Source organism: Streptomyces lincolnensis, assembly GCF_021173675.1.
Taxonomy (GTDB): domain Bacteria; phylum Actinomycetota; class Actinomycetes; order Streptomycetales; family Streptomycetaceae; genus Streptomyces; species Streptomyces lincolnensis_B.
Map to the genome: position 1 here is coordinate 236,057 of NZ_JAIHON010000015.1, position 12,261 is coordinate 248,317.

9 protein-coding genes and 1 pseudogene are annotated in these 12,261 nt (G+C 70.9%); 5 read left to right on the forward strand and 5 right to left on the reverse strand.

The annotated features are described in order from the left end of the window. Positions 1 to 44: 44 nt before the first annotated feature. Positions 45 to 1,601, forward strand: coding sequence for an ABC transporter substrate-binding protein (locus K4B79_RS38025; protein ID WP_232031974.1), 1,557 nt, complete (start codon positions 45 to 47; stop codon positions 1,599 to 1,601). A gap of 128 nt (positions 1,602 to 1,729) precedes the next feature. Continuing rightward, positions 1,730 to 2,137, forward strand: coding sequence for an ATP-binding protein (locus tag K4B79_RS38030; RefSeq protein ID WP_232031975.1), 408 nt, complete (start codon positions 1,730 to 1,732; stop codon positions 2,135 to 2,137). Between the two features lie 130 nt (positions 2,138 to 2,267). On the opposite strand, the gene K4B79_RS38035 is transcribed toward K4B79_RS38030, so the two are convergent. Both K4B79_RS38035 and K4B79_RS38040 read right to left on the reverse strand, forming a co-directional pair. Continuing rightward, a complete protein-coding gene (locus tag K4B79_RS38035; RefSeq protein WP_232031976.1) occupies positions 2,268 to 3,767 on the reverse strand; it encodes a sensor histidine kinase in 1,500 nt (499 codons plus the stop codon). Beyond that, the gene (locus K4B79_RS38040) at positions 3,764 to 4,453 is read right to left on the reverse strand and encodes a response regulator transcription factor (protein WP_232031977.1); all 690 of its coding nucleotides are present in this window, start codon (positions 4,451 to 4,453) and stop codon (positions 3,764 to 3,766) included. The genes K4B79_RS38035 and K4B79_RS38040 overlap by 4 nt, the downstream gene beginning before the upstream one ends. A gap of 165 nt (positions 4,454 to 4,618) precedes the next feature. Here K4B79_RS38040 and K4B79_RS38045 point away from each other — a divergent pair, with 165 nt between their 5' ends. Next, complete coding sequence (locus K4B79_RS38045) at positions 4,619 to 7,039, forward strand: MMPL family transporter (RefSeq protein WP_232031993.1); 2,421 nt, start codon at positions 4,619 to 4,621, stop codon at positions 7,037 to 7,039. A gap of 16 nt (positions 7,040 to 7,055) precedes the next feature. Here the strand turns inward: K4B79_RS38045 and K4B79_RS38050 are convergent, their stop codons facing one another. Together K4B79_RS38050 and K4B79_RS38055 are read right to left on the reverse strand one after the other, a co-directional pair. After that, complete coding sequence (locus K4B79_RS38050; RefSeq protein ID WP_232031978.1) at positions 7,056 to 7,829, reverse strand: TetR/AcrR family transcriptional regulator; 774 nt, start codon at positions 7,827 to 7,829, stop codon at positions 7,056 to 7,058. 95 nt (positions 7,830 to 7,924) lie between these two features. After that, entirely contained in the window at positions 7,925 to 8,332 is a 408-nt protein-coding gene (locus K4B79_RS38055; RefSeq protein WP_232031979.1) for a VOC family protein, read from the reverse strand. A gap of 68 nt (positions 8,333 to 8,400) precedes the next feature. Here K4B79_RS38055 and K4B79_RS38060 point away from each other — a divergent pair, with 68 nt between their 5' ends. Next, positions 8,401 to 8,793, forward strand: a complete 393-nt coding sequence (locus K4B79_RS38060) for a hypothetical protein (protein WP_232031980.1) — start codon at positions 8,401 to 8,403, stop codon at positions 8,791 to 8,793. A 1-nt stretch (position 8,794) separates the two neighbouring features. Next, a complete protein-coding gene (locus K4B79_RS38065) occupies positions 8,795 to 11,260 on the forward strand; it encodes a DUF4132 domain-containing protein (RefSeq protein WP_232031981.1) in 2,466 nt (821 codons plus the stop codon). 40 nt (positions 11,261 to 11,300) lie between these two features. Here K4B79_RS38065 and K4B79_RS38070 read toward each other — a convergent pair. Further along, a pseudogene (locus K4B79_RS38070) lies at positions 11,301 to 12,131 on the reverse strand (DNRLRE domain-containing protein); the annotation flags it as partial. Between the last annotated feature and the right edge of the window lie 130 nt (positions 12,132 to 12,261).

Sequence of the window (12,261 nt, forward strand, 5' to 3'; positions counted from 1 at the left end):
CTTCTGTGCTGGGGTCCGCGAAGGGCCCGGGGAGGGCAAAACCGATGCGCTCGGTTCGGGTGCGGATACTCGCGACACTGCTGGTGCTGGCGGCCATAGGGATCGGCGGCTGGCAACTGCTGCCGGCGAAGGGGGACGAGGGCAGGACCATCACGGTCGGCACCTCGGACACCGTCACGTCCCTGGATCCGGCCGGTGCCTACGACGCCGGCTCCTGGGCCCTGTTCAGCAACGTCTTCCAGTCACTGCTGACCTTCGAGCCGGGCGGCTCCTCGCCCGTGCCGGACGCGGCGGAGAAGTGCGCCTTCGTCGGCAGCGGCCTGCGCACCTACCGCTGCGACCTGCGCGAGGGACTGACCTTCCGGAGCGGCCGCGAGGTGACCGCCGAGGACGTGAAGTACTCCTTCGACCGGGTCAAGAAGATCAACTCCGATGTCGGTCCCGCCTCCCTGCTGTCCACCCTGAAGTCGGTGAGCGCGAGCGGCCGGACCGTCACCTTCCACCTGTCCGCGCCCGACGCCACGTTCCCGTTCAAGGTCGCCACCGGTGCCGGCTCGATCGTCGACCGCACCAAGTACCCGGCGGACGCCCTCCGCGACGGCGACGGCGTGGACGGCACCGGCCCGTACGACCTGACCGCGTACACGAAGGGCACGAAGGCGGTCCTCGCGCCCAACAGCCGCTACAAGGGGGCCGTCAAGGACGCCGGACGGCCCGTCGACCTCCGCTACTACGCCGACGGCGACCAGCTCGACGACGCCTGGAAGGCCAAGCGGATCGACGTCGCCACCCGGACCCTGCCGCCGAAGGTCCTCGCCGGCCTGAACGCCAGCGACCCGAGCCAGCGGGTCTCCGAGGTCGACAGCTCCGAGACCCGCAACCTCTACCTCGACACCCGAGCCGGCTCCCCGCTGCACGACAAGCGCGTCCGTCAGGCCATGGCCTGGCTGATCGACCGCGAGCGACTGGCCGCCACGGTCTACGACGGCACCGTCGACGCCCTGTATTCGCTGATCCCGACCGGCATCACCGGCCACACCACGTCGTACTTCGACCTCTATCCCAGGCAGAGCACCGACAAGGCGCGCCGACTCCTCACCGAGGCCGGGGTCACCCTGCCGGTCCGCTTCACCTACGGCTACGGCACCGGCCGCGGCGCCGCCGCCGAGGAGGCCGCGGAGATCAAGCGGGAGCTGGAGGCGAGCGGTCTGTTCAAGGTGACCGTCAAGGGCTACGAGTGGACCGACTTCCAGAAGCGCTGGGCCACCGGCAAGCTCGACGCGTACGCGGTTGGCTGGGTGGCCGACTATCCCGACCCCGACACCTTCGGCGCCCCGCTCGTCGGCACCGACGGCACGATGAACACCGGGTACCGGAGCAGGACCGTCGACCAGCTGATTCAGGACAGTCAGCGGTACGCCGACCGGGGTGAGGCGGACCAGGACTTCCGTGAGCTCCAGCAGGTCGTCGCCGCCGACGTGCCGGTGATTCCGCTGTGGCAGGCCAAGGAATACGTCGTCAGCAACGAGGACGTCGGCGGCGGACAGTACCTTTCGGACGGCACCGGCGTCTTCCGGCTCTGGCGGCTGACGTGGATATGACAGCGGCCAGGGATCGGCGCCCGCAGATCTGACGCGATTGCGCGGTACTGACCTTCGCCGGAGTGACGCCGGTCGGCGCCTCGACGCAGCACCATGTGACGGAGGTGTGTGCGGGGTGAGGAGCAAACGTGTTGAGACGCAACTCCTTCCGGCTGCCCCGGCATCCGGCTTCCGTCGGTATAGCCCGGCGCCGGGTCCGGGACCATCTGGCCGACTGGGGGCACGGTGCGGACGACCCGGCGCTCGCCGACGCGGTGCTGCTCGTGTCCGAGCTGGCCACCAATGTCGTACGCCATGGGCCGCTGCTGGAGCGGGAGTTCGAGGTGGCCGTGACCGCGCTCGCCGACGGCTCCTGTCTGATCGAGGTCTCCGACGAGGGCCGGATGGAGCCCCGGCTGCGGCTGGTGGGGGAGTGGGAGGAGACCGGCCGGGGCCTGCACCTGGTGGAGAACATCGCCGCGGCCTGGGGGGTGTGGGGCAGGGGCCGGCACGGCAAGACGGTGTGGGCGCTGGTGCTCGCCCCCGCGAACACCTGAGACCTCCCTGAGCCCCGCGTGGGAACCTCGCCGCCTGCCGCCTGCCGCCTGCCGCCTGCCGCCTGCCGCCTGCCGCCCGCGGCTCCTGCCCGGTGTCCGCCCTTACGGCTGACCGACCCGGCACCCGGTCTCACGCCTCCCCCGGCGCCCCCGCGGGCAGACTGACCGTCACCGCCAGTCCCTCGCCCGGCGCCGTCCGTACCGTCACCTCGCCGCCGTGGGCCCGCACCACCCCCTGCACGATCGCCATGCCGAGCCCGCTGCCCGCGCCGCCGCCCGCCCGGAAGAACCGGTCGAAGACCCGCGCCGCGTCCTCCGCGCAGAGGCCGGGCCCCTGGTCCGCGACACACAGCCGTACGTGCCCGTCCGCGCGCTCCACGCCGAGCCGCACCGGGACGTCGGCGGGCGTGTGCGTGCGTACGTTGGCCACCAGGTTGCCGAGGACCTGCCGCATCCCGGACTCGTCGGCGCGCACCAGCAGCGAACCGGCCGCGTCGACCGCTATCGGACGTTTCGGCTGCTGCACCCGCAGGTCCTCGGCCGCGTCCCGCACCAGCCGGCTGATGTCGACGTTCCTGAAGCGCAGTTCGGGTTGCTGGTCGAGCCGGGCGAGGGTGAGCAACTCGTCCACGAGCCGCCCCATGCGGTCCGTCTCCGCCAGCACCCGCACCCAGGCACGCTTGCGCTCGTCCGGGTCGGAGAGCATCCCCCGGTCGTAGAGCTGGAGGTAGCCGCGTATCGCGGACAGCGGGGTGCGCAGCTCGTGCGAGGCGTCGGCGACGAAGCGGCGCAGCTGGGCCGCGCTGCGCTCGCGTGTGCGGTACGCCGATTCCACCTGGTGAAGCATGGAGTTGAGGGCGACGCGCAGTTGTTCGACCTCCAGGGTGGCCTCGCGGCTGGAGGGGACGCGCCGGGTCAGATCGCCCTCGGCGATCGCCGACGAGGTCTCGACCATGTCCTCCAACGGCCGCATCCGGCGTCGGACGCCGAACAACGTCAGACAGGCCAGCACCGCGAGCAGCAGACTGCCGATGGCGAGGTCGAGCCTGATGGCCTTGGCGACCGACTCGTGGACGGCCTCGGTGGAGGAGGCCATCAGGATGTGGGTGCCGTCGTCGAGCCGGGTGGCCGTCGCCCGGTAGGGGGTGCCGTTGACGGTGACGTCGTGCGGTTCGGGGTCCTGCAGGAGGTCCTGAGGGTCGTCGACCGCCGCCGCCAGACCGCGTTGGGCGTCCGTCGGCTTCAGGTCGAGGAGGCCGATCGCCTCGCCCCGGTCGTTGATCGGGGTGAACAGCGTGTCCGGCCTGCGCGGGCCGTCCGACTGCTGGTTGAGGGCGTCGCGGACGAATCCCAGGAGCCCCAGGGAGTCGATCGACCGGATGGTGAGCTCCGAGCCGCCCAGTGAATGACGGGTCCGGTTCAGTTCGGTGTCGATCTGGTCCAGCAGGTAGTACCGCATGCCCATCACGCTCACCGCGGTCGCCGCGACGACGCCGATGGCGAGCAGCGCCACGGTCGCCAGCGTCAGTTGACCGCGCAGCGAGTGGACACCGCGCGCGTAGCGTCCTCCCGCCTGCGGCCGCGGCCGCAGGCGGGACGGCCATCGTGGCACCGCTCGCCGGAGGGTCATGCCAGCCCGTATCCCACGCCCCGCCGGGTGGTGATCACCGGCGGTCCGAGCGCGTCGAGCTTGCGCCGCAGATAGCTGATGTAGGTCTCCACGACGGTCGACTCGGGCGGCGCGTGCTCGTACTGCCAGACGTGGCGCAGGAGTTGCTCCTTGGGCACGATCCGGCCGCCGTTGCGGACCAGGAAGCGCAGCAGGGCGTACTCGGTGGGAGTCAGCTCGACCGTGCGGCCGTCGCGGTGCACGGAGTACGTCGTCTCGTCCAGCTCCAGGTCGCCGTAGCGCAGCGTGGGGCGCTGCGGGATGACGTCGGCCGGGCGGGTGCGGCGCAGCACGGCCGTGATCCTGGCGACGACCTCATCGATGTTGAACGGCTTGGTGATGTAGTCGTCGCCGAAGCCGAGGGCGCCGACGATCTCGGCGGGAGAGTCGCGTGCGGTGAGGAAGACGAGCGCCAGGTCGGGCCTGTCGGCGCGGAGGTGGCGGCCCAGGGCGCGGCCGTCGCCGTCGGGCAGCATGACGTCGAGCAGCGCCACGTCCGGGCGGGTGCGCTCGGCCAGAGCGCGCGCCTCGCGGACGGTGCCCGCCGTCATCACCTCGAACCGGTGGTAGCGCAACGCGATCGCGAGGACGTCCGCGATGCTCTCCTCGTCCTCCACGACCAGCACGGTGCCTGGAGCTGTCGTCATGGCCCCAGTATCGGCGCGACCACTGACAGTCGGCCCCGGTTCGCGCTTTGGAGTTCCTTGAGAGTCATGGGCGTCCCGTGTCCACGCCCGCGCCGCACCCCGATTCTGTTGCGCAGGACCTGGGGGACCGACCGACGACCGACTGGGGTGTGGAACGTGGCGGTATTGGCACGGTGGTGCTATCGGCACCGGCTGGTGGTCCTGTTGTTGTGGGTGGGGGCGTTGTTCGGGCTCGGGGCGGCCGGTTCGGCCGCCGGCACGGACTACGCGAACGTCTTCTCCCTTCCGGACACGGACTCCAAGCGCGCGTACGACCAGATGACGAAGGCGTTCCCGCAGAGCGCGGGCGACACCGACACGGTGGTGTGGAAGGTCGAGGAGGGATCGGTGCGGGACGCCTCCGTACGGTCCCGGATCGAGCCCGCGCTGGAGGAGATCGGCGCGATGCGGGGCGTCGGTGAGGTCACCGATCCGTACGCGGCGGACGGCGCGGCGCAGATCAGCGGGGACGGGCGGATCGCGTACGCCCAGGTCACCTTCGCCGAGCAGGCGAACGCCGTACCCAAGGAGCTCATCGAGGACGTCGTCGACACGGCGAAGTCGGCCGAGCGGGCCGGTCTCGAGGTCGAGTTGGGCGGGCAGGCGATCGCCCGCACCCAGGAGCCCCCGATGGGCACCGCCGAACTGGTGGGCATCGTGGCGGCGGCCATCGTGCTGTTCCTCGCCTTCGGCTCGCTGTTCTCCATGCTGCTGCCGCTCGTGGTGGCGATCGCCGGTGTCGGCACCGGCCTGATGTCGACCTCGCTGCTCAGCCATGTCACGGACATGCCCGAAGTGGCCCCGCTGCTGGGTTCGTTGATCGGACTCGGTGTCGGCATCGACTACGCCCTGTTCATCGTCACCCGGCACCGGCGCGGCATCCTGCGCGGCACGGATCCCGAGGAGGCGGCCGTCACGGCCCTCAACACCTCGGGCCGGGCCGTGCTGTTCGCGGGCGGCACGGTGTGCATCGCGCTCGCCGGCATGCTGGTGATGAACATGCGCTTCCTCGACGGCGTGGTCATCGCCACCTCGCTGACCGTCGTACTGAGCGTGCTGGCCGCGACGACCCTGCTGCCCGCCCTGCTGGGGCTGCTCGGCATGCGGGTCCTCAGCCGCAGGCAACGGCGCCGGCTCGCGGCCACGGGCCCGGAGGCGGACGAGGCGAGCGGACTCGCGGCGCGCTGGTCGTCGTACGTCCAAAAGCGCCCGCGGTCGGTCGCCGCGCTGGCTCTCGCGGTCATGATGCTCCTCGCGCTGCCCGTGCTGTCGATCCGCCTCGGCGCCACCGACCAGGGCAACCACCAGGAGTCGCAGACCACCCGGCAGGCCTACGACCTGCTCGCCGAGGGCTTCGGACCCGGCTTCAACGGCCCGCTCCAGGTGGTCGTCGTGGAGGGCGACGCGGCCGGGCTGGTGTCGCGCATCGAGTCGACCGAGGGCGTGGCCCAGGTCGCCGCCGCCCCGCCCTCGAACGGCGTCTCGGTGATCCAGGTCGTCCCGACGACGTCACCGCAGTCGGAGAAGACGGACCAGCTGATCGACCGGCTGCGCGACGACGTGATCCCCGCCTCCGGCACCGAGGCCCATGTGGGCGGTGTGACGGCGGTGTTCAAGGACTTCGCGTCCGTCACCGGCGAACGGCTGCCGTACTTCGTCGCCGCGATCATCGGCCTCGGCTTCCTCCTCCTGCTGATCGCCTTCCGCTCGATCGTGGTGCCGCTGACGGCCGCCCTGATGAACCTCGTCGCCGCCGCCGCGTCCTTCGGCGTCCTGGTCGCGATCTTCCAGTGGGGCTGGGGGACGGAACTCCTCGGCGTCGGCAAGGAGGGCCCGATCACGGCGTTCCTGCCGGTCATCATGCTCTCCCTGCTCTTCGGCCTCTCGATGGACTACCAGGTGTTCCTGGTGAGCCGGATGCACGAGGAGTGGGTGCACACGCGTGACAACGCGCGCGCGGTGCGCGTGGGCCTCGCCGAGACCAGCCGGGTCATCAACTGCGCGGCCCTGATCATGATCTGCGTGTTCAGCGCGTTCGTGCTGAGCGGCGACATGGAGGGCGCCATGGCGGGCATCGGCCTCGCCGCCGCCGTCGCCCTGGACGCCTTCATCCTGCGTACGGCCCTGGTGCCGGCCGCGATGCATCTGTTGGGCGACTCCAACTGGTGGCTGCCGGACTGGCTGGAGAAGCGGCTGCCGCACCTGGCCGTGGAACCGAAGGAGGAGGCCGTGGCGCCTGCGTTGGACAATCCAACGGACGGTCCCGCGTCGGTCGTCCACGGCTTGGTCCGCACGGCGGACGGGGAGCCGGTGGAGGGGGCGGCGGTGTCACTGCTGTCGCCCGGGGGCCGTCGACTGGACCGGGTCCTGTCGCTGGCCGACGGCTCCTACATCCTCTCCGTCCCGGCCCCGGGGACGTATCTGCTGTCGACCGAGGACGCGTCGTACGGCTCACGCACGCGGGACATCGTCGTGGGGGCCGGGCCCCTGGTGTACGACATGGAGCTGACCGAGGTCTCGGAGGACGAGGTGGACGCGGTCAACTGACCGGCCGGGTCCTGGATCAGGCGGGGCGCTCGTGCTCACCCTGGATGGGCGCGGGCGCCCCCTGCCGTGCCGCCGGGTCCGGCATCATCTTCGTCATCCCCGGCAGGAAGTCCGTGAACAGCTCGTGCACCTCCCGGACGAGCGGCCGCAGCACCCGGAAGCGGGCCAGCGAGACGCCCCGGGCGGTGAGCCGGGCCCCGCGCGCGGCGAGCCGGTAACTGCGTTCACGTCCCTCGGTCCGGTCGAAGATCCAGTACAGGACCAGGCCCATCTGGGAGAGCCACATCAACTCCGGCAGGATGTCCCGCAGCTCCTCCGGAACCTTGGTTCTAGCCCCCCGCAGCACCTCCCGGTGCACCCCGATCGCCTCCACGCGCGCGTGCTCCGACTCGGGGGAGAAGGGGCTGAGCGGGCTGTCGGGGTCGGCGGCGTTCTTGAAGAACTGCACCGCGAACTCGTGGTACGGGGTGGCCACGTCCAGCCACACCCGCAACACGCCGGCGAGCCGCGCCTCCAGATCGGTCTCCCGGTCCAGCACCTCGCGCACCGCCGCCCGGTGCTCGGCGGCGAGACGGTCGTAGAACCCCTGGATCAGGTGTTCCTTGCCCTCGAAGTAGTAGTACGCGTTGCCGACGGAGACCCCGGCCTCCTTGGCGATGGCCCGCATCGTCGTCTTGTCGTAGCCCCGCTCCTGGAAGAGCCGCATCGCCGTCTCCAGGATCAGCGCGCGGGTCTGCTCGGACTTGCTCGGGGTACCGACCGCTTCGGGGCCGTCTTGGTTCGCAGGCACGGGACGAGAGCCTAACGAGTGGTGGGGACCCCGGCCGTCGCGGGCGTCCCGTTCCTGAACGCGTTCAGCGTGTCCTGCCGAACGCGTTCATCGGGTCACCGTCTCGCGAGCTCGGGCCGCTTGCTGTAGTCGGTGAAGCCGACGACGTTCCCCCAGGGGTCGGCGAACTCGACGGTCCAGCCGGTGGCGACGGAGGAGGGCTCGTCGAGGAGCGGCACGCCGACATCCCGCATCCGCCGGGCGGCGGCCCGGGCGTCCGGCACCTCCAGCCACAGACGCGGTGAGGGCCACGGCGGCGGGCGGTGCCCGATCTCCTCCTCCTGCCGCAGCAGGATCCCCGGCGTCTCCGGCCCGACCTTCAGTTGCGCGAGCCCGCCCTCGTCGAAGCGGAACCCCACCGTGAAGCCCACGCGCTCGTAGAAGGCGACGGCCTCGGCGAGGTCCCCGACGGCGAACAGGACGTTGTCGAAGCCGAGCAGTTCGTACGACTCTTCGTCTGACATACCGTCAGAATAGGCTGATGATCCGCCGGATCCCTGGATTGTCAGTGGTGCCTCGTACTGTCGGCGGCATGGGAATCGTGATGTTCGTCGACGAGACGACCAGCGGCGGCCGCACCGACGGCTGGGGCCTCGAGATCGCCGAGGAGCGGCTCGCCGTGCGCGAACTGATCCGGCGCCGGGTCTTCCAGGAGGTCGCGGAGTACAACGCGCGCACGCCGGGGATCTTCAAGGGCCTGGTCCAGCCGACCGACGCCGAGCGGGTGCTGAACGGCTACGCGCTGCGCACCCCGCGCCGCATAGACCCCGAGAAGCAGACCGAGCTGGCGCTCAGGGCCTTCGCGGGCAACGGCTTCCTGGTTCTGGTGGGGGACCGCCAGGTCACCGACCTCGACGAGGAGATCGAGCTGGTGCTCGGCACCGAGGTCACGTTCCTGAAGCTCGTGCCGCTGGTCGGGGGCTGACATGGCGTACATCCAGACGTACAAGGAGCTGGTCGCGCAGCGGATCGCCGAGGACGACCCCGACGCGCTCGCCGTCGACATGATCAAGGCCGCGTCGATCAACGACGGCAACTGGTCCGGTCGCTGGACCCAGGTCCTCGACCGGCTGCGCGAGCTGCCCGCGGACACGCGGAAGTCGCTCGCCGACGCGCTGGTGGAGCAGTACCACGCGGACCGGTCCGGACCCGTCGCCCGCGGCCATGTCCTGACCCTGCTGGGCATCGTGGCCCGGGACCTGCCCGAGGATTTCCTCTCCACCGAACGGCTGGAGAAGCTCGACGAGCTGTCACGGCTTCAGTCCTTCTGGCACGGCTCGCGCTACGAGGCCCTCGCCGAGGCCGAACTGGCGGCCGGCCGCGCCCTCGCGCCCGCCGTGGTGGCCGTGATCCGCCGCTCCGCCATGGACTCGTACAGCCAGGCGCCCCTGACCGAACTGGCCGCGAAGCTCACCACCCCCGCCCTCAACGTCGGCGAGGAATGGGCCGAGCAAGCCGTACGGGAGGCCGCCGACCCCGACTGGCAGGCACTGCTCGCGCACGCCGCGACCGCCACCGCGGCCAGGCCGCCCACCAAGTGGAACACGCGTGCGGCCGCCCTGATCGACGCCCTCGGCGCGGACCGCGTCCGCGAGACGATCCTGCCTTGGCTCGCCCTCGTGGGCCGCCCCCGCACCTTCCCGCTGGACCGCGACGTCTACCAGCCCGACATCAACAACGCCTACGACCCCTACAACGCCAACGCCCTGCGCGGCCTCACCTGGATCCTCGCCCTCCTGCCACCGCACCCCGACACCCCGCGCGCGCTCGGCGCCCTCGTCGACACCTCGCTGAAGAAGGTCGCCGGACTGGGCCCGCGCAACCCCAAGGTCGCCAACGCGGCTGTCAACGCCCTCGCCCGCCTCGACGGCGAGAGCGCCCTCGCCGAACTGGCCCGCCTCGCCACCCGCGTCACCTACAAGGGCACCCGCAAGCTGCTCGACACCGCCCTGGACACCCGAGCCGAGGCGATGGGCCTCAGCCGCGAGGAGATCGAGGAACTGGCCGTCCCCGCCTACGGCCTGACGGAGGGCGGCCGCGCCGAACACCGCCTGGGTGACGTCACGGCCCTGATCGGGGTCCACGGCACCAAAGCCCTGCTGACCTGGCGCAACGCGGCGGGTAAGCCGGTGAGGTCCGTCCCGGCGTCCGTCCGGCGCGACCACGCCGACGACCTCAAGGACCTCAAGGCGGCCGTCAAGGACATCGACAGGATGCTCCCGGCCCAGAGCGAGCGCCTGGACCGCCAGTTCCTGGCCCGCCGCACCTGGCCCTACGCCGCCTGGCGCGAGCGCTACCTCGACCACCCCCTCGTCGGCACGCTGGCCCGCCGCCTGCTCTGGACGGTCGACGGCACGACGGTCGGATACGCCGAGGGTGCGTTGCGCACCCTCACGGACGACTCCGTCACCGACGGCCGGGAGGTACGGCTCTGGCACCCGGTGGGCCACGACCCCGCCGAGATCGTCGCCTGGCGCGACTGGCTGGAGCGCCACGAGATCACCCAGCCGTTCAAGCAGGCCCACCGCGAGGTCTACCTCCTCACGGACGCCGAACGCACGACGGCCACCTACTCCAACCGTTTCGCGGCCCACTTCCTGCGCCAGCACCAGTTCCACTCCCTGGCCGCCGTCCGGGGCTGGCACAACAAACTCCGCCTCTCCGTCGACGACGAGGCCCCGCCGGCCGTCCGCGAACTCCCGCAGTGGGGCCTGCGCGCCGAGTACTGGATCGAGGGCGACGGCGGCGAGGACTACCAGGACATCACCGAATCCGGCAGCTTCCTGCGCCTGCGCACCGACCAGGTCCGCTTCTACCCGATCGACGCCCCCGAGAACTCCGCCCACTGCTGCGGCGGCGAGTACCACATGTGGCTCCGCAACGGCGAGGACCCGGTCGACCCCCTCCCCCTCGACTCGATCCCACCGCTCGTCCTGTCCGAAGTCCTCCGCGACGTCGACCTCTTCGTCGGCGTCGCCAGCGTCGGCAACGACCCCACCTGGCAGGACGGCGGCCCCGACGGCCGCTTCCGCGAGTACTGGACGTCCTACGGCTTCGGCGAACTCAACCAGAGCGCCGAGACCCGCCGCGTCCTGCTCGAACGCCTCATCCCGAGGCTCGCCATAGCCGACCGCTGCACCCTCGAAGGCCGCTTCCTCCACGTCAAGGGCGAACGCCACACCTACAAGATCCACCTCGGCTCCGGCAACATCCTCATGACGCCGAACGACCAGTACCTCTGCATCGTCCCCAAGTCCGCCCCGGGCACCGCCCCGCAGGCCGGCTACCTCCCCTACGAGGGCGACCGCATGCTGGCGGTCATCCTGAGCAAGGCGATGCTCCTGGCGGACGACACGAACATCACGGACCCGACGATCCTGAGCCAGCTGTGACCCGCGGGACGAGCCGAGCGTGCCCCTCCGGGGGTCACGCTCACCCGATGGCGATCCGTATCGGCCAGTAGGCCGACTTCCCGATGATCTCCGTACCGGCCCCCGCCAGCGCGGCCCTGCCACCCGCGTGGAACCGCACAGGACCGTCGGCCCGTACGGCCCAGATGTCCGGGATGCCGTCACTGTTGGCATCGGGCGTGCCCATCAACAGCGGGACGCTCGCGCTCGACCAGCCGGAAGCGCCGTACTCGATGTCCAGTCCACCCGAGGAGTTCGCGGCGGACGACAGAGACGCGAGGTCGGTCCCGCCACCGCCGGCCGCGATGCCCTTGCGGAGCAGCAGCCGACCGGACGCGCCGGTGCGGTAGACCATGTCGGCGACACCGTCACCGCTGACGTCCGCCACGATCGCCAGGTCGCGCTCGCTCCAGCCGGAGGACAGACGAATCGCCTGGTCGACCGTGGCCCCGTGGTAGCCGGTCAGGGCCCACAACTCGTCGCCCACGGTGGCGAGGAAGTCGGTACGGCCGTCGCCCGTGATGTCGCCCGTGGCCAGGATCTGCGTCAGTGAGGCGGGAGCGGGGGCATCGGCCGGCAGCAGGATCTCCTGACGGCGGTCGATGTTGACGGCGCCGTAGCCGTCCCCGGGATACACCCAGAGCTTGCCCCCGACGCGGACCACGAGGTCCTGGAGGCCGTCGCCGCCGTAGATGTCCCCGTTGTGGGTGATCAGCGAACCCTTGAAGTGACCGCCCGGCGCGGCGACATAGGGAGGCAGGTCGTCGCCGTTGGGATCCTTGTCGCGGTTGATCTGGTAGGCGCCCGACATCGAGTAGTCCAGGTCGCCGGTGCCCTTGGCGGTGTCGGTGCTCAGTGGAGTGACCCCCGGGATTCCGACACCTGGACGCTGGATGTTTCGTCATCCAGGGGAAGTGATCCATGGTGGCAAAGCGGAAGAATTACCCCGAAGAGTTCAAGCGGGACGCAGTGGACCTGGCGCG